25 protein-coding genes are annotated in these 21,249 nt (G+C 64.0%); 11 read left to right on the top strand and 14 right to left on the bottom strand.

Annotated elements, in window-relative coordinates; genetic code table 11:
- Positions 1-4: 4 nt before the first annotated feature.
- Positions 5-508 (top strand): GreA/GreB family elongation factor, encoded by a 504-nt coding sequence (locus tag ACEWPL_RS15505; protein ID WP_393930358.1) that lies wholly within the window; start codon positions 5-7, stop codon positions 506-508.
- On the opposite strand, the gene ACEWPL_RS15500 is transcribed toward ACEWPL_RS15505, so the two are convergent.
- The 4 genes from ACEWPL_RS15500 to ACEWPL_RS15485 form a co-directional block, all read right to left on the bottom strand.
- A complete protein-coding gene (locus ACEWPL_RS15500; protein WP_393930360.1) occupies positions 505-1,350 on the bottom strand; it encodes a DMT family transporter in 846 nt (281 codons plus the stop codon). The genes ACEWPL_RS15505 and ACEWPL_RS15500 overlap by 4 nt on opposite strands.
- Positions 1,347-1,820, bottom strand: coding sequence for a GNAT family N-acetyltransferase (locus ACEWPL_RS15495; RefSeq protein WP_393930362.1), 474 nt, complete (start codon positions 1,818-1,820; stop codon positions 1,347-1,349). Before ACEWPL_RS15495 ends, ACEWPL_RS15500 begins: the two co-directional genes overlap by 4 nt.
- Before the next feature lie 191 nt (positions 1,821-2,011).
- A complete protein-coding gene (gene groL, locus ACEWPL_RS15490; RefSeq protein ID WP_393930364.1) occupies positions 2,012-3,655 on the bottom strand; it encodes a chaperonin GroEL in 1,644 nt (547 codons plus the stop codon).
- Between the two features lie 74 nt (positions 3,656-3,729).
- Complete coding sequence (locus tag ACEWPL_RS15485) at positions 3,730-4,017, bottom strand: co-chaperone GroES (RefSeq protein ID WP_076534294.1); 288 nt, start codon at positions 4,015-4,017, stop codon at positions 3,730-3,732.
- A gap of 308 nt (positions 4,018-4,325) precedes the next feature.
- On the opposite strand from ACEWPL_RS15485, the gene ACEWPL_RS15480 reads away from it, so the two are divergent.
- Positions 4,326-4,715, top strand: coding sequence for a hypothetical protein (locus tag ACEWPL_RS15480; protein WP_393930367.1), 390 nt, complete (start codon positions 4,326-4,328; stop codon positions 4,713-4,715).
- Here ACEWPL_RS15480 and ACEWPL_RS15475 read toward each other — a convergent pair.
- Entirely contained in the window at positions 4,685-5,359 is a 675-nt protein-coding gene (locus tag ACEWPL_RS15475; protein ID WP_393930514.1) for a DUF2161 domain-containing phosphodiesterase, read from the bottom strand. The genes ACEWPL_RS15480 and ACEWPL_RS15475 overlap by 31 nt on opposite strands.
- A 98-nt stretch (positions 5,360-5,457) precedes the next feature.
- Here ACEWPL_RS15475 and ACEWPL_RS15470 point away from each other — a divergent pair, with 98 nt between their 5' ends.
- Positions 5,458-6,378, top strand: coding sequence for a manganese-dependent inorganic pyrophosphatase (locus ACEWPL_RS15470; RefSeq protein WP_393930369.1), 921 nt, complete (start codon positions 5,458-5,460; stop codon positions 6,376-6,378).
- A 3-nt stretch (positions 6,379-6,381) separates the two neighbouring features.
- Complete coding sequence (locus tag ACEWPL_RS15465) at positions 6,382-6,681, top strand: DUF1294 domain-containing protein (RefSeq protein ID WP_393930371.1); 300 nt, start codon at positions 6,382-6,384, stop codon at positions 6,679-6,681.
- Here the strand turns inward: ACEWPL_RS15465 and ACEWPL_RS15460 are convergent.
- Complete coding sequence (locus ACEWPL_RS15460) at positions 6,666-7,586, bottom strand: cation diffusion facilitator family transporter (RefSeq protein ID WP_393930373.1); 921 nt, start codon at positions 7,584-7,586, stop codon at positions 6,666-6,668. The genes ACEWPL_RS15465 and ACEWPL_RS15460 overlap by 16 nt on opposite strands.
- 121 nt (positions 7,587-7,707) lie before the next feature.
- Here ACEWPL_RS15460 and ACEWPL_RS15455 point away from each other — a divergent pair, with 121 nt between their 5' ends.
- The 5 genes from ACEWPL_RS15455 to ACEWPL_RS15435 all read left to right on the top strand — a co-directional run bounded on the left by ACEWPL_RS15455 (position 7,708) and on the right by ACEWPL_RS15435 (position 11,642).
- Positions 7,708-8,583: an HAD family hydrolase gene (locus ACEWPL_RS15455; RefSeq protein WP_393930375.1), complete on the top strand. Its 876-nt coding sequence runs from the start codon at positions 7,708-7,710 to the stop codon at positions 8,581-8,583.
- Positions 8,584-8,716: 133 nt separating this feature from the next.
- Positions 8,717-9,160, top strand: a complete 444-nt coding sequence (locus ACEWPL_RS15450) for a MaoC family dehydratase (protein WP_393930378.1) — start codon at positions 8,717-8,719, stop codon at positions 9,158-9,160.
- Positions 9,161-9,220: 60 nt separating this feature from the next.
- Positions 9,221-10,150, top strand: a complete 930-nt coding sequence (locus ACEWPL_RS15445; RefSeq protein ID WP_393930380.1) for a bifunctional riboflavin kinase/FAD synthetase — start codon at positions 9,221-9,223, stop codon at positions 10,148-10,150.
- Complete coding sequence (locus tag ACEWPL_RS15440) at positions 10,147-10,602, top strand: YcgN family cysteine cluster protein (protein WP_393930382.1); 456 nt, start codon at positions 10,147-10,149, stop codon at positions 10,600-10,602. The genes ACEWPL_RS15445 and ACEWPL_RS15440 overlap by 4 nt, the downstream gene beginning before the upstream one ends.
- Positions 10,602-11,642, top strand: coding sequence for a threonine aldolase family protein (locus tag ACEWPL_RS15435; protein WP_393930384.1), 1,041 nt, complete (start codon positions 10,602-10,604; stop codon positions 11,640-11,642). The genes ACEWPL_RS15440 and ACEWPL_RS15435 overlap by 1 nt, the downstream gene beginning before the upstream one ends.
- A 5-nt stretch (positions 11,643-11,647) precedes the next feature.
- Here ACEWPL_RS15435 and ACEWPL_RS15430 read toward each other — a convergent pair whose 3' ends face one another.
- Positions 11,648-12,460 (bottom strand): alpha/beta fold hydrolase, encoded by an 813-nt coding sequence (locus ACEWPL_RS15430; protein WP_393930516.1) that lies wholly within the window; start codon positions 12,458-12,460, stop codon positions 11,648-11,650.
- 172 nt (positions 12,461-12,632) lie between these two features.
- Between ACEWPL_RS15430 and ACEWPL_RS15425 the strand changes: the two genes are divergently transcribed.
- A complete protein-coding gene (locus tag ACEWPL_RS15425) occupies positions 12,633-13,649 on the top strand; it encodes a ribose-phosphate pyrophosphokinase (RefSeq protein WP_393930386.1) in 1,017 nt (338 codons plus the stop codon).
- A 37-nt stretch (positions 13,650-13,686) separates the two neighbouring features.
- Here the strand turns inward: ACEWPL_RS15425 and ACEWPL_RS15420 are convergent, their stop codons facing one another.
- From ACEWPL_RS15420 to ACEWPL_RS15390, 7 genes are all read right to left on the bottom strand, one after another.
- Entirely contained in the window at positions 13,687-14,037 is a 351-nt protein-coding gene (locus ACEWPL_RS15420; protein ID WP_393930388.1) for an H-type lectin domain-containing protein, read from the bottom strand.
- 123 nt (positions 14,038-14,160) lie between these two features.
- The gene (locus ACEWPL_RS15415; RefSeq protein ID WP_393930391.1) at positions 14,161-14,586 is read right to left on the bottom strand and encodes a F0F1 ATP synthase subunit epsilon; all 426 of its coding nucleotides are present in this window, start codon (positions 14,584-14,586) and stop codon (positions 14,161-14,163) included.
- A 72-nt stretch (positions 14,587-14,658) separates the two neighbouring features.
- The gene (gene atpD / locus ACEWPL_RS15410; protein WP_393930393.1) at positions 14,659-16,083 is read right to left on the bottom strand and encodes a F0F1 ATP synthase subunit beta; all 1,425 of its coding nucleotides are present in this window, start codon (positions 16,081-16,083) and stop codon (positions 14,659-14,661) included.
- A gap of 23 nt (positions 16,084-16,106) precedes the next feature.
- Complete coding sequence (locus ACEWPL_RS15405) at positions 16,107-16,982, bottom strand: F0F1 ATP synthase subunit gamma (protein ID WP_393930395.1); 876 nt, start codon at positions 16,980-16,982, stop codon at positions 16,107-16,109.
- A gap of 22 nt (positions 16,983-17,004) precedes the next feature.
- Positions 17,005-18,543, bottom strand: coding sequence for a F0F1 ATP synthase subunit alpha (gene atpA, locus ACEWPL_RS15400; RefSeq protein WP_393930397.1), 1,539 nt, complete (start codon positions 18,541-18,543; stop codon positions 17,005-17,007).
- Positions 18,544-19,104, bottom strand: coding sequence for a F0F1 ATP synthase subunit delta (locus tag ACEWPL_RS15395; protein WP_393930399.1), 561 nt, complete (start codon positions 19,102-19,104; stop codon positions 18,544-18,546).
- 359 nt (positions 19,105-19,463) lie between these two features.
- Positions 19,464-20,210 (bottom strand): methyltransferase domain-containing protein, encoded by a 747-nt coding sequence (locus ACEWPL_RS15390; RefSeq protein ID WP_393930401.1) that lies wholly within the window; start codon positions 20,208-20,210, stop codon positions 19,464-19,466.
- Between the two features lie 121 nt (positions 20,211-20,331).
- On the opposite strand from ACEWPL_RS15390, the gene gloB reads away from it, so the two are divergent.
- Complete coding sequence (gloB, locus tag ACEWPL_RS15385) at positions 20,332-21,099, top strand: hydroxyacylglutathione hydrolase (protein WP_393930404.1); 768 nt, start codon at positions 20,332-20,334, stop codon at positions 21,097-21,099.
- Positions 21,100-21,249: the final 150 nt, after the last annotated feature.

Here is a 21,249-nt window from a genome sequence, read left to right as displayed (position 1 = left end):
CCAGATGAACAAGGCTTTTACCAAGGAAGACGATGGTAGCACCGCGCCCCAGCGGCTGGACGATCTGCCCATCTCCTCCCACCCCAATCACGTCACGCCCGCCGGGCTGGCGCAGCTCCGCGCGCGGGCCGAGGCGCTGGAGGCCGAGATCGACCGCCTGCGCGCCGCCAAGGACGATCCCGAAACGCTCTACCCCCTCGCCGTGGCCGAGCGCGATCTGCGCTACGTCGAGGCGCGCCTTGCCTCTGCCATGCTGGTGACCCCGCCCGAAGGCGGTTATCCGCGCGTCCAATTCGGCGCCACGGTCGATGTGCTGGACGAAGAGGGGCGCGCCATCAGCTATACCATCGTGGGCGAGGATGAGGCCGATCCCGCCGCGGGCCTCATTGCCGCGCCCTCGCCTTTGGCGCGCGCGCTGCTTGAGGCCGAGGTGGGCGATGTCGTCGAGTGGCCGCGGCCCAGTGGCATGATCGAGCTTGAGGTGACAGCCATCCGCCACGCCCCCTAACGGCGCAAGGACAGGGCCACTCCCCCCAGCACAAGGCACGCCGCAACGGCAAAATCGCGCGTCAGCGGCTCCCCCAATACGGCCGCGCCGCCGATCATCGCGATGATCGGCACACTGAGTTGCGCGGCGCCCGCGCTGCTCGCCTCAAGGCGCGGCAGCACCCTGTACCACAGCGCATAGCCCAGCCCCGAGGTCACGGCGCCCGATACCACGGCCAGGGCCGCGCCTTCCACTGTCATCCGCAGGGCGTCCGATTGGGGCCATAGCGCTAAGGCCACCCCCACCACGAGGACCACGCCCGACGCCAGCAAAAACTGAGCCGCTGTCGCGGCCAGCGGATCACCGCCCCCGCGCCCGGCCAGCGAATAGACGCCCCAGGCCACCCCCGCCGCCGCCATTGAAAGCCCGGCCGCAAGCGGCACATTGGCCGCCGCACCGGGCCAGAGCAGCCAGATCAGCCCACCAAAGGCCATTGCGGCCCCCGCCCAGCGCTGCAGCGGCACAGGCTCTCGCAGCACGAGCGCGCCGCCGAACATGGTGATCTGGACAAAGCCAAAGAGGATCAGCGCGCCCAGCCCCGCATCGAGCCGCAGATAGGCCAATGAAAAGCCGAACACGTAGATCAGCAGCGCTGCCACCCCGACCAGGCGCCGCCCGCCCCAAAGCGCCAAGCGCCCGCCGCGCAGCCATACCAGCGGCACCAGCACCGCCGCACCCGCTGTCAGCCGCAGCACGCCGAAGGCAATCGGATCGGTGTCGCCACCGGTAAGCGCGGTGCGATTCAGAACGGAATTGGCGGCAAAGGCAGTCATCGCCAACGCCACCATCAGCAATAGCCTCACGGCTGCCGCCCTGCCGCTGGCGGATAGATCACGCCCTGCGCCAGCTCTGGCGGCACCGGACCGGCCACTGCCAACGGCCCGGCGGGGCCTTGGATAGCCGCAAACCCGGCCCGTTCAAAAAATGCCACTGGCCCGTTTGCAATCACGCTCTGCCCGCTCAGCCGCGCCCATTCTGACAGAACGCCCATCATGCGCCGCCCATGCCCGGCGCCCTGCCATTCGGAATCTATCGCAACCGCGGCAACGAAAAGGCAGCCCGCCGGCGCGCGCAACCGGGCCAGCGCGTAATAGCCGACGATGCCTACCTGAAAGGGCAGCACCACCTCCCCCGCGATATCGCCCGCCGCGCGCAGCGCCGCGATCATTTGCGATGTATCTGCAGCACCCACCGCACGCAGCAGCAGATCATCCACTGCCGCCTCGTCGCCGCGCCGCAAATCACGGCTGAATTCCGGAAATCTCAATATCATGGTGCAGCCTCTACCACGCTTGCCGAGCCAGGCCAGTCTTTCTTCTTGCGAAAAATATCCCCGCCGGAGGCATGAAAACTCTTTTGGTGCCCCAGCCAAAACAAAAAAAGGGCCGCCTTTTGGGCGGCCCCTCTCATCTATACGAAGGCGTGATGCCGTCAGTCCATTTCGCGCAGCGAAACAGGCAGATCTTACATCATGCCGCCCATGCCGCCCATGTCGGGCATGCCGCCACCGGCACCGCCGCCGTCCTTCTGGGGACGATCGGCAACCATGGCTTCGGTCGTGATCAGCAGACCAGCGATCGAGCCTGCGTCCTGCAGGGCGTGACGCACGACCTTGGCCGGGTCGATGACACCGAACTTGAACATGTCACCATATTCTTCGGTCTGCGCGTTGAACCCGAACTTCGGATCGTTCGATTCGCGGATCTTGCCCGCGACGACCGAGCCGTCGACGCCTGCGTTCTCGGCGATCTGGCGCAGCGGTGCCTCGAGGGCCTTGCGCACGATCGAGATGCCGACCGTCTGGTCATTGTTCTCGCCCGTCATGCCTTCCAGAACCTTGCCGGCCTGGATCAGGGCAACACCGCCGCCAACGACGATACCTTCCTGAACGGCCGCGCGGGTCGCGTTCAGCGCATCATCGACGCGGTCCTTGCGCTCTTTCACTTCGACTTCGGTCATGCCGCCGACGCGGATGACGGCAACGCCGCCTGCGAGTTTGGCAACACGCTCCTGCAGCTTTTCCTTGTCGTAGTCCGAGGTGGTCTCTTCGATCTGGTTGCGGATCTGGGCAACGCGTGCCTCGATCTCGGCCTTCTCGCCTGCACCGTCAACGATGGTGGTCTCGTCCTTGGTGATGGTGACCTTCTTGGCGGAGCCCAGCATGTCCATCGTGACGGACTCAAGCTTCATGCCCAGGTCTTCGCTGATGACCTGACCGCCGGTCAGGATCGCGATGTCCTGCAGCATCGCCTTGCGGCGATCGCCAAATCCGGGCGCCTTGACGGCTGCGATCTTCAGACCGCCGCGCAGCTTGTTGACCACGAGGGTCGCCAGCGCTTCGCCTTCGACGTCTTCGGCAATGATCAGCAGGGGCTTTTGGCTTTGGATCACCTGCTCGAGCAGCGGAACCATCGGCTGAAGCGACGACAGCTTCTTCTCGTGCAGCAGGATCATGCAGTCTTCGAGATCCGCGACCATCTTGTCGGAGTTGGTCACGAAATAGGGGCTGAGGTAGCCACGGTCGAACTGCATACCCTCGACGACATCGGTCTCGGTCTCGAGGCCCTTGTTCTCTTCGACGGTGATGACACCCTCGTTGCCGACCTTCTGCATCGCGTCCGCGATCTGCTGGCCGATTTCCTTTTCGCCGTTGGCGGAAATGGTGCCGACCTGCGCGACTTCGGCGCTGTCCGACACGTCGCGTGCAGCGGCGCGGATGGCTTCGACGACCTTGGCGGTTGCCAGGTCGATGCCACGCTTGAGGTCCATCGGGTTCATGCCCGCTGCGACCGACTTCATGCCTTCCTTGACGATGGCCTGGGCCAGAACCGTCGCGGTGGTCGTGCCGTCGCCGGCCTCGTCATTGGTGCGGCTGGCCACTTCCTTGACCATCTGTGCGCCCATGTTCTCGAACTTGTCTTCCAGCTCGATCTCTTTGGCGACAGAAACACCGTCCTTGGTGATGCGCGGTGCGCCGAAGGACTTGTCCAGAACCACGTTGCGGCCTTTGGGGCCGAGGGTCACCTTGACCGCGTCGGCCAGGATGTTCACGCCGCGCAGCATCTTGTTGCGGGCTTCGGTATCGAATTTGACGTCTTTAGCAGCCATGTCTCGATTTCCTTTTGAATGAATTGAAAGGGATGATGCGCCCTGCCCCAACGGGGCGGCGCGTCATGCGATCATCAGGCCATCTTGCCCAGGATGTCGCTTTCCTTCATGATCAGCAGCTCTTCGCCGTCGATCGTGATCTCGGTGCCGGACCACTTGCCGAAGAGGATGCGGTCGCCGGCCTTGACGGCCATTTCGATCAGCTCTCCATTGTCCTTGCGTGCGCCGTCTCCAACCGAGACGATTTCGCCTTCGCTGGGCTTTTCCTTGGCGCTGTCGGGAATGATCAGGCCGCCCTTGGTTTTCTCTTCGCCTTCAACGCGGCGAACGAGGACGCGGTCATGCAGCGGTTTAAATGCCATCTCTGAGGCTCCTTAGCTCAAAGTTACGTTTTCACGGCCCGTGTTCGAGCCGTTAGCACTCACTCAAGGCGAGTGCTAACGATGGGTAGTTAGGCAGCCTGCGACCATCTGTCAACGGCAGAATGATGCGAAAGATCACGCTGCCTCACGGCGCCGTCATGATGCAGAAGATGTGGGGACGACTGCCTGGCCACGGCACTGATCGCTTTGCGCCAATGGCGTTAACGTTTCATTAACCTTTTGTTAACCTTTGCTCCGGCAGCGGGGCGACTCCCACTATCCTGCTGCAAACCCGAAGGGAGCACGACATGAACGAGCTGGGATTTGCCGCCATATTCTGCACGCTCATCGCGGGCGGCGAGGCCGAGACGCAGCACGGCTATTCGGCGGGCTACGATCTGCACCGCATCCGCGTCGATTGCGAAACCGAGGCCGAGGTGATCGAGGTTGCCCTCGACAAGCGCGGCGCGCTGGACAGCGTGCAGCAGGCGCTCTTTGCCGCGCATCTGACCGGGAAGGCGCCTGTCATCCTGATGATCGACCGTGACGGCCGCACCGGCCCTTACGAGACGCGAATCAAGGCGGCGGCGCAGATGGCGAATGTCGCCTACCGCGAGATCGACGCGGATTTTCTGATCCGGTGGCAGATGACCAGCTATCTGCGCAATTACCCTGCGGTGGGCGCGCCCGGTCTGTAGCTGCGCGCGGCCTCGGCGCCCGCTTCTGTAACGGCATAGACGCCGCGCTCGACCCGAACAAACCAGCCGCGATGGTTGACGGCCATGATGTTCGTCGCGCGGCCCACACCCGTGGCGCGCGCCACCACGAAACCCTTGCAGGGACCCGCCCCGGCCAGATGCGCGGCGCAGGCCAGCGCATCCTGCCGGTAGGACGTCATCACCTGCCCGTTCGTGCCGCCATGCGTCGGATCCCCCGCGCGCGCCGCGAATTCGCGCATCAGGCGATCGCGTTTCCTGGGCGATTTGCGCGGCTGGAACGGCCCCGGCGCGCAATGGGCCTGCACGGTGCCGCTCGCCTCCACCGAAAGCACTCCGATCCCCAGCCGTTTGCAAAGGCCGATATTGCCCTTGAACGCTTTCCAACCCGCCTTGCCGCGCCAGCGCGGCACCGCGACGTAGACCGCATCGCACAGCGCCTGCCGGGCCACGGCCTGTTGCAAGAGGACCAACGAAAAGCCCAGCTTGAGCTCCACGATCAGCATCTCGGCGCCCTTTTGTGCCACGACATCCGCCGCGCCGACCTCACCCTTGACGTCATAGCCCTGTGCGCACAGCCACGCCTTGACGGGCGGATACAGGTCGGTTTCGGCGGCTTTGATCATATCCGACATGTTTGGCCGCCGATGGCCCCCGTGACAAGCCCGGATGCGGCGCTTATAAGGCGCGTAAAATGCAACGCTCAGCCCAAGGACCGCAGCCCATGACAACCCTCGTTTTCGGCCATACCTCCCCCGACACCGACAGCACCGGATCGCCCATCATCTGGGCGTGGTACCTGAACGAGATCAAGGGCGAGGACGCCAAGCCAGTGCTGCTGGGTCAGCCCAACACCGAGGCGGCCTTCATGCTGAAGCGCTGGAACCTCGACACGCCCGAGATCATCGAGGATGTCGAGGCCGATCAGCCCGTTGTCATCGTCGACACGAACAACCCGGCCGAACTGCCCAAATCCATCAACAGCGCCGATATCCGCAGCATCATCGACCACCACCGCCTCGTCGGCGGGCTGGAAACGCGCGGCCCGCTGGAGATCCGGATCGAGCCGTTGGCCTGCACCGCCACCCTCATGTGGAAAATAATCGGCAAGGACATGGCCCAGATGCCCGAGGGCGTGAAGGGCGCGATGCTGTCCTGCATCCTCAGCGACACGCTGGAATTCCGCAGCCCGACCACCACTCAGGAGGACGAGGCCATCGCCCATGAGCTGGCCAAGGATCTGAACGTCGATATCGGTGATTACGCCGCTCAGATGTTCGCTGCAAAATCCGATGTCTCGGCCTTCTCCGACGCCGAACTCCTGCGCATGGACAGCAAGGAATTCGAGCTGCCGAACAAGAAATTCCGCGTCTCGGTTCTCGAGACGACCGCACCGAAAGTGGTGCTTGACCGGAAAGACAGCCTGATGGCCTCGATGGAAACCGTCGCCGCCGAGGATGGTGTCGATCAGGTCCTGCTTTTCGTCGTCGATATCCTGAACGAGGAAGCCACGCTGCTGGTGCCCAACGACTTGGTCAAGGGCCTGGCCGAGAGATCATTCGACGCCACGGTCGAGGGCGACACCGTGGTCCTGCCCGGCGTGATGAGCCGCAAGAAACAGATCATCCCGAACCTCAAGCTGTAACGCATGCTGGACCTCAGCCACCCGGCGGCGCTGGGTGGCTATTTCCTTGCCGTCAATGCCGTGACCTACCTCGCCTTTCGCGGGGACAAGCGGCGCTCGGAAGCGCGTGCATGGCGCACGCCCGAGAAAAGGCTGCTGACCCTGGCGCTGATCGGCGGCTGGCCCGCCGCCAAGCTGGCGCAGCGGCGCCTGCGCCACAAGACGCGCAAACAGCCTTTTGCCCGCACCCTCAACATCATCGGACTGGCATGGGCCTGGGCGCTTTTGCTGCTTTTTACCGCGGCGCTTTATACGGCAGGCTGACCCCTCACATCTTCGACCTCGATGGTCACGTGGCCGATGCCGTAATGCTCTTGCAGCCTCTCGCGGATGGCCGATTTAACGGCGGCGCTTTCGGTGCCCGCCCCCAGCGAAATCTTCATCGTTACCATGGGCCGCTCCTGCGTGACTGACCAGGCATGGACGTGGCTGACCTCGCTCAGGCCCGGCACACTCTCACGCAGCGTGCGTGCCACCTCACGCCGGTCAAACCCGTCGGGCGCACCCTCCAGCAGGATATGCCCGCTTTGCCGTACCACCGCGAGGGCCGAGCGCAGGATGATGACCGCCACCAGCACCGACAGGATCGGGTCGATCGGGGTCCAGCCGGTCCAGATGATGACCAGCGCCGCCACCAGCGCCGCGACCGAGCCCAAGAGATCGCCCATGACATGCAGCGCGGCCGCGCGCACGTTCAGATTCTCGCCCCTACCGCCGCTGGTCAGCACCCAGAAGGCCCCGACATTCACCACCAGACCGCCCAGCGCGATCCACAGCATCACCCCGCCCAGCACCTCCTGCGGATCGTTCAGCCGCTGCACCGCCTCCCACAGGATCCAGGCCGCCACGACGAAAAGGGACATCCCGTTGACGAAGGCCGCCAGTACCGAGAATCGGTCAAACCCGTAGGTCCGCTTCCAGTCCGCCGGGCGCCGCGCCAGCCGAAATCCAAGCCAGGCCAGCATGAGCGACGCGAAATCGGTCAGCATATGCCCCGCATCCGCGATCAGCGCCAGCGAGCCGGAAATGACTCCGCCGATCACCTCGGCCAGCATGAAGGTGCCGGTCAGCGCGGCGGCGATGGCGATCTTGGTCTCGTTCTTCGGGATATGCGAATGGTCGTGCCCGCCATCGCCGTGGTCGTGATCGTGAGGTGCGTTGCCGTGCATGCTGCCCTGCCTTTCACACGCCAATCTGCCGTGCACCTGATGGCGCCGCAACCCCATCCGCTCTGGCCATGCGGGCGACTGCCTGCCATATCTGCACGCAGACCCCGCACAGGAGACAGCCATGACCCAGATCATCCAATCGCTCGCCGAAGTGTCCAGCCGCTATGACGCGCTTTTTGTCGATCTGTGGGGCTGCCTGCATAACGGCGTGACGGCCTTTCCTGAGGCGATCAAGGCCATGCAGACGTACCGCGCAGGCGGCGGGACGGTGGTGCTGGTCACCAATTCGCCGAAACCCCGCAAGGGCGTGGCGGCACAGTTGCACGAATTCGGCGTGCCCGAGGATGCGTATGACGCCATCGCCACCTCCGGCGACTCGGCCCGCGCGGCCATGTTCCGCAGTGTGGTGGGGGACAAGGTCTATTTCATGGGCGAGCCCGAGCGCGACTTCGGATTTTTCGAGCCGATGGAGGTAATCGAGGACCCGGTGGAGATCAGCCGCGTGCCTCTGGAGGAGGCCACCGGCATCGTCTGCTGCGGCCCGTTCGATCCGTTGGCCGACCCGGCCGTGAACCGGCCCGACTTTCTCTATGCCAAGCAAAAGGGGCTGAAGCTGCTCTGCGCGAATCCCGATATCGTCGTCGACCGCGGCGACGTGCGCGAGTGGTGCGCGGGCGCTCTGGCGCGGCTCTACACCGAAATGGGCGGCGAGAGCCTTTATTTCGGCAAGCCGCACCCGCCGATTTATGACCTCGCCCGCCGCCGCCTCGCGGCGATTGGCAAGGATGTGGGCGATCTGGGCATCCTCGCCATCGGCGACGGTATCGGCACCGATATCGCCGGCGCCATGGGCGAGAATTTCGATTCGCTCTTTATCACCGGTGGCTTGGCGGCGGCCGAGACGAGTGGGGATGACGGTCTCGACAAGGACAAGTTGGAGGCATTTCTCGCACGTGAGCAGGCCAGCCCGACCTACACGATCAGCCATTTACGCTGAGCGCGCGGTGCCGGGAGCGATGGTAGAAAACCCAGATTAAGGGTTGATTTTCTGCGCCTGCGAAGTAATAAAGTTCCAATCTTGGGCGCATATGCGTCCTAAAGTTACCCAGCCGACGATCCCGGAGGGCCAAATGTTGGACAATATGCCGCGCGGCACGATCTGCATCGAAGATATCGAAATGGGCATGACGCGCCACCTGCGAAAGGTCGTCACCGACCGCGATATCGAGATGTTCGCCGAGGTCTCGACCGACCGGAACCCGGTGCATATGGACGATGACTATGCGCGCGACACAATTTTCGAGGGGCGTATCGCGCATGGAATGCTGACCGCTGGCCTCATCTCGGCCGTCATTGGCGAGCAGCTACCCGGCCATGGCACTGTCTATATGGGCCAATCGCTGAAATTCCTCGCGCCCGTGCGTCCCGGCGACATGGTGACAGCCGAAGTCGAGGTGATCTCGATCGACCATGCCAAGCGGCGCGTCGGCCTCGATTGCCGCTGCATGGTGGATGGCAAGAAGGTGCTGATCGGCGAGGCGACCGTGATGGCGCCGTCGCGCAAGTTCGACTAGCGCGCACGGCAGATCGCATCCCCGCTTGCGCAGGCGCATGGGGCGCGCTACCCCTCACCCATGCGTATTTACCGTGATTACAAGGCCGTCCCGGCCACGGCCAAGGGCGCCAGCGCCCCGATCGGCAATTTCGATGGTGTACATCTGGGCCACCAGGCGGTGATCGACCTTGCGCGCGATGCCGGGGGCGCCCCCTTGGGAGTCGTCACCTTTACTCCGCACCCGCGCGAATATTTTGCACCGGACGCGCCGCCCTTTCGCCTGATGAATTCCGGCGCGCGCGCCAATCGGCTGGCCAAGCTGGGCGTCGAGACGCTGTTCGAGCTGCCCTTCGATGCGGACATGGCCGCGCTCAGCCCCCGCGCCTTCGCGCAGGAGGTGATCGCTGACGGCCTCGGCCTTGCCCATGTGGTGGTGGGCCGCGATTTCTGCTTTGGCAAGGGACGCGCGGGCACGGCGGATATGCTGAAGGATTTCGGCGCCGAGATGGGGTTTGACGTGACCCTGTCGGATCTGGTCGCCGGCTCTGACGGCGCGGTCAGCTCGACCGCGATCCGCACCGCGCTGGGCGAGGGACGCCCGCGCGACGCCGCCGCGATGCTGGGCCACTGGCACCGGATCGAGGGCACGGTTATCGGCGGGCACAAACGCGGCCGCGAGCTGGGCTACCCCACCGCCAACATGTCGATCGAGGGGCTGCACCCGCCGCGCTTCGGAGTCTATGCGGTGCTGGTCGACGTGCTGAACGGTCCGCATGAGGGCCTCTACCACGGTGCCGCCTCGCTGGGTGTGCGCCCGATGTTCGACGGCGAGCAGGCCAATCTGGAAACGTTCCTCTTCGACTTCTCCGGCGATCTTTACGGCGCGGACCTGTCCATCGCGCTGGTCGACTATCTGCGCCCCGAGGAAAAATTCGACAGTCTTGAGGCCTTCATCGCCCAGATGGATGCCGATTGCGCCCGCGCGCGCGATCTGCTGGACGCGTTATGAGCGCCCCGCTGCGACCCCGCTACTGGGAGGACACCCCCCTCACCCGCATGACGCGCCCCGAATGGGAGGCGCTTTGCGATGGCTGCGGCAAATGCTGCATGAACAAGCTGGAGGATGAGGATACCGGCGAGGTCGTGATGACCCGCGTCGCCTGCCGCCTGTTCGACGATACCACCTGCCAATGCGCGCAATACCCGATCCGCCACCAGTTCGTGCCCGAATGCATCGTACTGAAGCCGACGAACATGGACGCCAACCTCTACTGGATGCCCGAAACATGCGCCTACAAGCTGCTGTGGCAGGGCAAGAAGCTCTATGACTGGCATCCGCTGATCTCGGGCGATCCGCAATCTGTGCATGACGCGGGCGTATCGATGCAAAGCCGCACGGTGCCCGAATTCGAAATCGACGAAGACGACTGGGAAGATCATATTATCGAGGAGCCGACCTGATGTATTTTGCCTCTGACAACACCGGACCGATGCATCCTGCGGTGGCGCAGGCGATGGTGGCTGCCGATACCGGGTATCACCCCAGCTATGGCGCGGAGTCCATCATGGATGGTGTGCGGGACCAGATCCGCGAGCTTTTTGAGGCGCCCGAGGCGGCGGTCTATCTGGTCGCCACCGGCACGGCGGCCAATGCGCTGGCGCTGGCCACGATGGCGAAACCGTGGGATGCGGTTTTCTGCACGCCGCTGGCGCATATCAATGTCGATGAATGCCACGCGCCCGAATTCTACACCGGCGGCGCCAAGCTGAGCCTTGTGAGCGACGGCGACAAGATGAGCCCCGATCAGCTGCGCACCCGCATCGAGGGCTGGACCAAGGGAGATGTGCATACCTCGCAGCGTGGGCCATTGCAATTGACGCAAGCCACCGAAATGGGGCGGCTTTACACGCTGGACGAGCTGCGCGCGCTGACGGGCGTCGCGCAGGAGTATGGCCTGCCCACCTTCATGGATGGCGCGCGGTTCGCCAATGCGCTCGCCGCACTCGATTGCACGCCCGCCGAAATGACATGGCAGTCGGGCATCAACGCGCTCAGCCTTGGGGGCACGAAAAACGGCTGCGCAGGGGTCGAGGCGGTGATCTTCTTCGATCCGTCCCATGCCTGGGAATTCGAGCTGCGGCGCAAGCGCGGCGCGCATCTTTTCTCCAAGCACCGCTACCTTTCCGCGCAGATGCAGGGGTATCTCACGGACGGTGTCTGGCTGGAGGCCGCGCGCGCGGCCAACGCCAACGCGGCACGTCTGGCGGCGGGACTGCGCGATATGCCGGGCCTCGAGTTCGTCGAAGAGCCCGAGGCGAACATGATCTTCGCCACCCTGCCCCGCCGCGATCACCAGCGACTGAAGGCCGGCGGCGCGGTCTATGGCCTCTGGGGCGATCTGGAGGGCGACCCGGACGAGCGCATTATGATGCGCCTCGTCTGCGACTGGTCGATGACGCATGAGCTGATCGACGAGTTTCTGGCGCTGGCCAGGGACTGAGCCCCTCACACCTCGCGCAGGAACCGGAGCACCTCGGCGCTGACCTGCGCGGGATGCGTGGCCACGGACATATGCCCGGCCCCGCCGATCACGCCGCGCCGGGCGTGGGGCAGACGGGCGGCCAGCGCCTCGTTGATGCTCGGAATGATGGCGGGCGCCTCGCTGCCTTCCAGCAGCAGCACGGGAATATCGACACCCTCCAGCGCGCCGGGGGCCAGAAGCCCGCCGACATCGTCCACAAGCGCGGGGCCTGCCGCCGCGATCAGCGGCATCTGAGAGGCCATTCGGGTCTGGGCCTCGGGCGCGAAACTCCCCCAAGGCCGACCGCCACCCCAGGCGCCTATGAACCCTTGCGCTGCCATCGCCAGATCGCCCGCCACCATCCCCGCCTGGAAACCCTTCATTTCCTGCACGTCGCTTGACGCGCCCTCGGCCCGGGCCTGCAGGGCAGCGGCGAAAAACACCGGCTCGATCATCACGAGGCTGCGCACCAGATCGGGGTGCTTCATCGCCAGCCTCAGCCCGACAACCCCGCCGAAGCTGTGCCCGATCACGTCCATCGGCGCGTCGCGCCGTGCGAAATCCGCCGCGATACCCGCGCAGACCTCGCTCATCTCGCCGCGCGCATCCCAGTCATCACTGCGCCCGTGACCGGGCAGATCGAAGGCCGTCATGGTCAGCGCCCCCGACAACTCACGCGCCATGCCGCCCCAGATCGCGGTTTCGCCAAGGCTGCAATGAATCATCAGCGCCTGACGGGGCCCCTGCCCGAACGACGTCCAATAGGTGGGAAAGCCGCCAAACGTGCCGCGCGGCATCTCAGACACGGCCCCCGCGGCGATCTATGCAAAAAGATGCAGCAACGGCCATGTTTTCGTCTCCCTCGCGGCTTCGGCAGCTTTGCCAGACCCTACGCCCATGCTAAGCGGTGTCAACGCGGCGAATCCGTCAACGGCCTCCGCCGCTCCAGCCATCCAGGGGACTCCAGCCATGTCATCCACGTCAGAGCCGAAACTGATCTCGGGCAATGCCAACATGCCGCTGGCCACAGCCATCGCGCGGCGCATGTCGATGCACCGGGGCGTCAATGTCGGCCTCGTCGACGCGCGGGTCGAGCGGTTCAACGATGGCGAGATCTTTGTCGAGGTTTTCGAGAACGTGCGCGGCGAGGACATGTTTGTCATCCAGCCCACCTCGAACCCCGCGAATGACAACCTGATGGAGCTTCTGATCATGGCCGACGCGCTGCGCCGGTCCTCGGCGGCGCGCATCACCGCCGTCATACCTTATTTCGGCTACGCACGGCAGGATCGCCGCTCGAAGGCACGCACGCCCATCTCGGCCAAGCTGGTCGCCAATATGCTGGTCGAGGCCGGGATCGAGCGAGTGCTGACGATGGACCTGCACGCGGCGCAGATACAGGGCTTCTTCGACATCCCGGTCGACAACCTCTATGCCTCGCCGGTCTTTGCGCTCGACATCATGAAGCAGTTCAAGGGCAGCATGGATGACGTGATGATCGTCTCGCCTGATGTGGGCGGCGTCGCCCGCGCGCGCGAGTTGGCCAAGCGGATCACCGCGCCGCTCAGCATCGTCGACAAGCGCCGCGAAAAAGCGGGCGAAGTGGCCGAGATGACCATCATCGGCGACGTCACCGGCAAGAAATGCATCATCGTCGACGACATGTGCGACACCGCCGGCACCCTCTGCAAGGCGGCCGAAGTGCTGATGGAAAACGGCGCCTCCGAGGTGCATGCTTACACGACGCACGGTGTCATGTCCGGCCCCGCGGTCGAGCGGATTACCAATTCGGTGCTGAAATCCATGGTCATAACCGACACGATCGCTCCGACCGAGGCCGTCCGCAACACGCCCAATATCCGGATCATTCCGACCGCACCGGTCTTTGCCCAAGCGATCCTGAACATCTGGAACGGAACGTCGGTGTCGTCACTCTTCGAGACGCCGACACTGGAGCCGGTCTATGAGGGCCAGTTCGGCAACTGATCCGTTTTCGGCAGCCCCGAAGCAGCATCAGCCGGGCTCAATAGATATCCCAGTCGTCCTCGTGATAGACCTCTCCGATGGCCATCCACCGCACGCGCGCACGGGCGATATGGGTGTCGGCCCAGGTGCGGAACACCACCTCGAAACCGTCCTCGGTGATCTTCTCGGCGCTGACTTCGACCCGGGCATTGGTGCCGCTGTCGATATCCCACATGGACAGGGCGCAATGCACCGCGGGCAGGTTGCGAAACCGCTCGGTGAAACGGACCGAATGGCGGCGCGTGCGCTCGCCCTCACCAGTCCACATGGCGCCGCCCTTCTCGAACTCCGAGAAAAGGACAGTCTCGCCCTGATCGATCCCCATGAGTTTCGTGTCGATGCGTTTCATACAAGCTTTGACCGTTACCCGCCGCGTCCGCTCTAGAGGCGCATTCCGGCGAAACTATGATCCACGATAAAAAAAGGGCCCGCAAGATGCAGGCCCCTGAATCATTTGCCTGAACCGGCGATATCAGTAGGCGCTGAGGCCCATATGCTCGCCCATGGCGACCATGTCCGACAAAAGCTTGGCAGCATCATCGACGGGGCCCGGCTCGTTCTTGAAGGTCTCGCGGGTCTTTTCCAGACGCTCCTTCGCATCGTCGACGAGGCCTTTGAAATGCTCTTGGGTCATGTCGGCGCGCGGGATCGCCTGCTCGGCCAAGACGGAAACACTGTCGCCGTTGATCTCGGCAAAGCCGCCGGTCACGGCATATTCCTGCTCGCCCTCGGAGGAGGTGACGCGCACGATGCCGGGGCGCAGCGTGGTGATGAGCGGCGAGTGGTCGGCCATGGCCGTCAGATCGCCCTCTGCGCCGGGAATCTGCACCTCGCGCGCCTGCACGGATGTCAGAAGGCGCTCGGGCGATACCAGATCGAATTGCACTGTGTCAGCCATGGGTGGCCTCCTTCATTTGCGGATGCGCCGGACCGCCCATGCCATAAAGCGAGGGGCGGTCCGGCAGATGCATTATGCGGCGTCGGATGCCATACGCTCGGCCTTGGCCTTCACGTCCTCGATGCCGCCCACCATGTAGAAGGCACCTTCGGGCAGGTGATCGTACTCACCGGCGACAACTGCCTTGAAGGACGAAATCGTCTCTTCCAGCGGAACCTGAACACCGTCCGAGCCGGTAAAGACCTTGGCGACGTCAAAGGGCTGGCTGAGGAAACGCTGGATCTTGCGCGCGCGCGCCACGGTCAGCTTGTCCTCTTCGCTCAGCTCGTCCATGCCGAGGATCGCGATGATGTCCTGCAGCGACTTGTAGCGCTGAAGGATGCCCTGGACGTCGCGGGCCACCTGGTAATGCTCTTCGCCGACGACCGAGGGGTCCATCAGGCGCGACGTCGAGTCGAGCGGGTCCACGGCGGGGTAGATGCCCAGCTCGGAGATGGCGCGCGACAGAACGGTCGTGGCATCGAGGTGCGCGAACGAAGTCGCAGGCGCGGGGTCGGTAAGGTCGTCCGCGGGAACGTAGACGGCCTGCACGGACGTGATCGAGCCCTTGTTGGTCGAGGTGATGCGTTCCTGCATCTGGCCCATGTCGGTTGCCAGCGTCGGCTGGTAGCCCACGGCCGAAGGAATACGGCCCAGAAGCGCCGACACCTCGGAGCCTGCCTGCGTGAAGCGGAAAATGTTGTCGACGAAGAACAGGACGTCCGTGCCCGACTGGTCCCGGAACTGCTCGGCCAGCGTGAGGCCCGTCAGGGCGACGCGCATACGCGCGCCCGGGGGCTCGTTCATCTGGCCGTAGACCAGCGCCACCTTGGACTCTTCGAGGTTGTCGGGGACGATAACGCCCGATTCGATCATCTCGTGATAAAGGTCGTTACCCTCACGCGTCCGCTCGCCCACACCGGCGAAGACGGAGAAGCCCGAGTGTACCTTGGCGATGTTGTTGATCAGTTCCATGATCAGAACCGTCTTGCCCACGCCGGCACCGCCGAAGAGGCCGATCTTGCCACCCTTGGCATAGGGCGCCAGCAGGTCGACGACCTTGATGCCGGTGACCAGAACGGTCGACTCGGTCGACTGGTCCGCGAAGGGAGGCGCGTCGTTGTGGATCGAGCGGGTTTCCTCGCGCGACACGTCGCCGCCTTCGTCCACGGCCTCGCCCACGACGTTCATGATGCGGCCCAGCGTGGCGTTGCCCACGGGGATCGTGATCGGGCCGTCAGTGTCGGTCACTTCCTGGCCACGGACCAGACCTTCGGTCGCGTCCATCGCGATGGTGCGCACGGTGTTCTCGCCGAGGTGCTGTGCAACCTCCAGAACGAGGCGCTTGCCGTTGTTGTCGGTGGTCAGCGCGTTCAGAATCTCGGGCAGGTGGTCGCCAAACTGAACGTCGACCACGGCGCCGATCACCTGAGTGATTTTGCCTTTTGCGTTTGCCATGTTTGCTGTCTCCGGTTCGTGTTCTAGAGCGCTTCCGCGCCCGAAATGATTTCAATCAGCTCGTTCGTGATCACGGCCTGACGCGAGCGGTTATACTCGATGGTCAGCTTGTCGATCATCTCGCCTGCGTTGCGGGTGGCGTTGTCCATCGCGGACATGCGCGCACCCTGCTCGGACGCCCCGTTTTCCAGCAGAGCGGCAAAGATCGCCGTGGCCACGCCGCGCGGCAGAAGATCGGCCAGGATGGCAGACTCGTCCGGCTCGTAGTCGTAGAAGGCGCCCGCATCTTCTTCCTCGGGCGCGTCGAAATCGGCCGGGATGATCTGCTGCGCGGTCGGAATCTGCGTGACCACGTTCTCGAACTCCGAGAAATAGATCTTGGCCACGTCGAAATCGCCTTCGTCGAAACGGTTCAGCACCTCGGTCGCCACGCCCTGCGCATCGGCATAGCTGATGCGCTTGACGTCGCTGAAATCGACATGATGCACGAAGTACTTGCCGTAGTCGCGGCGCATCGCGTCGCGGCCCTTCTTGCCGACGGTCATGATCTTGACGGTCTTTCCCTCGGCGATCAGCTTGGACGCTTCCTGCTTGGCCAGCTTGGCGATGTTGGCGTTAAAGCCACCGCAAAGCCCGCGCTCGGCCGTCATCACGATCAGCAGATACGTCTGGTCCTGCCCCGTGCCGCTCAGCAGACGGGGTGCACCTTCCGATTTGCCGACCGATGCCGCGAGGCGCCCCATAACGGCGTTGAAACGCTCGGTATAGGGGCGCGCCTGCTCGGCGGCGTCCTGCGCGCGGCGAAGTTTCGCCGCGGCGACCATCTGCATGGCCTTGGTGATCTTGCGGGTCGATTTGACCGACTCGATCCTGTTCTTAAGGTCCTTGAGGCTTGGCATTGCCTTGCGTCCTTTCCCTTAATTAAGCGAAGTCGGCGGCAAATTCGTCGAGCGCAGCCTTGATCTTGTCCTCGGCATCCCCCTTGATTTTGGGGTCCTCCTTGGTGATCCAGTCCAGCAGGTCGGAATGCTTGCCACGCAGATGCTTGAGCAAGCCCGCCTCGAAGCGGCCCACTTCCTTGACCGCGATCTTGTCCAGATAGCCCTTGGTGCCTGCGTAGATGACGCAGACGATCTCGGCGTTTGTCAGCGGCGAATACTGCGGCTGCTTCATCAGCTCGGTCAGGCGCGCACCACGGTTCAGCAGCTGCTGGGTGGCGGCATCGAGGTCCGAGCCGAACTGGGCGAAGGCCGCCATTTCGCGGTACTGCGCCAGCTCCAGCTTGACCGGGCCTGCGACGGATTTCATCGCATTGGTCTGAGCGGACGAGCCCACGCGGCTGACCGACAGACCGGTGTTCACGGCGGGGCGGATGCCCTGGTAGAACAGCTCGGTTTCAAGGAAGATCTGGCCGTCGGTGATCGAAATCACGTTGGTCGGAATAAAGGCCGACACGTCACCGCCCTGCGTTTCGATGATCGGCAGAGCCGTCAGCGAACCGCCGCCATTGTCTTCGTTCAGCTTGGCCGAACGCTCGAGCAGGCGAGAGTGAAGGTAGAAAACGTCGCCGGGATAGGCTTCGCGGCCGGGCGGACGGCGCAGCAGCAGCGACATCTGGCGGTAGGCCACGGCCTGTTTGGACAGGTCATCATAGACGATCAGGGCGTGACGGCCATTGTCGCGGAAATGCTCGGCCATCGCGGTCGCCGAATAGGGCGCGAGGAACTGCATCGGCGCGGGGTCCGAGGCGGTCGCGGCGACGACGATCGAATAGTCGATCGCGCCGGTCTCTTCCAGCTTCTTCACCAGCTGCGCCACGGTCGAGCGCTTCTGGCCGATGGCGACATAGACGCAATAGAGCTTCTTGCTCTCGTCATCGCCAGCGGCGTCGTTGATCGACTTCTGGTTCAGCATCGTGTCGAGCGCGATGGCGGTCTTGCCGGTCTGGCGGTCGCCGATGATCAGCTCGCGCTGGCCACGGCCAACGGGGATCATGCTGTCGACGGCCTTGAGGCCGGTCGCCATGGGCTCGTGCACGGATTTACGCGGGATGATGCCCGGCGCCTTCACGTCGGCCAGGCCGCGCTCCTTGGTCTCGATGGGGCCCTTGCCGTCCAGCGGATTGCCAAGGCCGTCAACGACGCGGCCCAACAGCGCATCACCGATCGGCACGTCCACGATGGATTTGGTGCGCTTGACGGTATCGCCTTCCTTGATGTCCCGGTCCGAGCCGAAGATCACGATACCGACGTTGTCGGCCTCGAGGTTCAGCGCCATGCCCATGATCGAGCCGGGGAATTCGACCAGCTCACCGGCCTGGACATTGTCCAGGCCATGCACGCGGGCGATGCCGTCACCGACAGACAGAACCCGGCCAACTTCGGCCACCTCGGCCTCCTGGCCGAAATTCTTGATCTGGTCCTTCAGGATTGCAGAAATCTCTGCCGCTTGGATACCCATTTATCCGACCTCTTTCATTGAATTCTGGAGCGATGCAAGCTTGGAGCGGATCGACGTGTCGATCATCTTCGAGCCCACCTTGACGATAAGACCGCCGATGAGGCTTTCATCAACGGTCGCATTGATCTTGACGTCCTTGCCGACATTGGACTTGAGCGTCTTGGCCAGCTTGTCCGACTGCGCCTTGGTCAGCGCCTTGGCGCTGGTGACGTCGGCCTGCACTTCACCCTTGTGGTCCGCGATCATCGCGCGCAGCTGCACGACCACCTGGGGCACGGCGAAAAGGCGGCGCTTCTGCGCCATCAGGGCCAGCCCGCGCGACAGCGCCGGCGTCAGCTTGAGATGTTCGGAAATGGCGGTAATGGCCTTTTCCTGCTCGCTGCGGCTGATGATGGGGCTGCTGATCATGTCACGCAGATCGGCGCTGGCATCCAGAGCCTCGGCCAGCTGATCGACGCCGGTCTCCAGCTTGCCCAGTCGGTTGTTGTCTTGCGCGATCTCGAAGATCGCGGTCGCATAGCGTTCAGCGATACCCGAGGAAATCGAAGCTGGTTCGGACACGTCCACCCTTTCGACAATTAGGCCCCAGCGACAGACGCGGGTTTGCGTCTGAGGGGGCGTTGGCGAGCACTCAGCACTCTTATCATTGTAATCCGGCGTGGGTCTAGCAGAGCCTTCGCCACCTCGCAAGTTGCTATGGTTTTGGTGCGCCCGCATCAAAACCTCGTGAATTCAAGAGGATAGACAGCATGCGGCGCTTTGGCAGAAAAAATAGCCGTCGAAATGGCGCATTTTGCGACGCGGGTGGCGAATCCGGCGCATCGCTGTTTGCGCTAACCACGGCAAAGCGGAGGTGGCGGGCCTCGCGCCCTCTTGCGGCGACCCTTGATACCAGCAGAAAATCTGTGCAGCGCGCACGGCTAGACCTGTCCGGCCACCGGGTTTGGCTTGGGCGCCAGCGCGCCCAGCGGACTGCGCGCGCGCACTTTCAGGCCCGGCCCGCGCGGCGCCTGCACCCTTTTCGTCGCCTCGACCATCAGAACGCCGCCCGCGGCAATGACCGACAGATGACCGCCCAGACGCTCCCACATGCCTGCGGTCTTGCGCCAGAACCGGCGCGTGCTGGGCGGCTGGTATAGCGTGGTCAGGTGCCGCTCGGGCAGGAAGCTGTGGGATTTCAGCAGCGTCTCCAGCTGGGTCTGGCTATAGGGCCGCCCCGAGCCGAAAGGCGTGCGATCGCTGCGCGACCAGAGGCCCGCCCGGTTCGGCACCACAAAGAGCGCCGATCCCCCCGGCCCCAACACGCGCCAACATTCGTCCAACAGATCGGCGGGTCGCTCGCTCGCCTCCAGTCCATGCATCACCAACAGCTTGTCGACATGGCCCGTCTCGATGGGCCAGAGCGTTTCTTCGCACAGGACCGAGATGTTGGGCATCCGCTGCGGCCAAGCGATCACCCCTTGGGGCCCCGGCATCAGCGCGATCACACGCCGCGCATCGGCAAGGTAGGGCCGCAGGAACGGCACGGCAAAACCGAAGCCGAGCACAGTTTGCCCCTTGGCCTCGGGCCAGACGGCGGCGATCTCGGCGCGCACGGTTTTCTGCACGGCGCGCCCCAGCGTGCTGCGATAATAGAAATTCCGTAACTCCTGCACGTCGACATGCATTGCGGTCGCGCCCTTGATCCGTCACGCTGGAGCCTAGCTTATGATGCGAGCCGGGAAAACCGCTGATAGGCCCGCCGCCCGGCCTGCCGTGCCGGGCCCCCAAGACCGCGAGGTGCGACAGATGCCATTTGAAATCATCACGATCCCCTGCCTGTCAGACAATTACGCCTTTCTGGCGCATGATCCCGGCACCGGGAAAACCCTCTGCGTCGATGTGCCCGAGGCCGGGCCGGTCAAGGATGCCTTGGCGGCGCGTGGCTGGACGCTGAGCCATGTTCTGCTCACGCACCATCACGCCGACCATGTTCAGGGGCTGGGCGATCTGCTGGCGAGCCACCCTGCCGACGTGATCGGCGCGCGCGCCGATGCGCATCGCCTGCCCGCCCTTGATATCGCCGTGGCCGAAGGCGACGAAATCACCATCGGCGCGCAGACGGGCCATGTTCTGGATGTCAGCGGCCATACCGTTGGCCATATCGCCGCCCACTTCCCTGACAGCCGCGCGGTATTCACCGCGGACAGCCTGATGGCGCTGGGATGTGGCCGTCTCTTCGAGGGCACGGCCGAGCAAATGTGGTCTTCGCTGAGCAAGCTGATGGCCCTGCCGCCTGAGACGCTGGTTTATTCGGGCCATGAATATACCGCGAGCAACGCCAAATTCGCGCTGAGTGTTGATCCCGGCAATTCCGATCTTATATCCCGCGCATCACAGATAGAGACGGCCCGTTCCGAGGGCCGGCCCACCATTCCCTCAACCTTGGCCGAGGAATTGGCCACTAACCCGTTTCTGCGCGCCGCAGACCCGGACATCCGGGCGCATCTGGGCCTGCAGGACGCGCCCGACGCCGCCGTCTTTGCCGAAATCCGCAAGCGCAAGGACGCCTTCTGAACCCGCCGCCAAAAACAGCACATAGCCACATTGTTGCGGAAAAGTGAGCGGCTAGTGCAAATAAAACCTTGAAGCGTGGCCGATATCGACCAAACTTTAAGAATATCAGGCCAAGGTTGCCGGCACACCGCCGCACCAGACAAGAAGGAG

Source organism: Roseovarius roseus (assembly GCF_043355935.2).
GTDB classification, from domain to species: Bacteria; Pseudomonadota; Alphaproteobacteria; order Rhodobacterales; family Rhodobacteraceae; genus Roseovarius; species Roseovarius roseus.
This window is presented reverse-complemented; position numbering and strand designations above follow the sequence as displayed.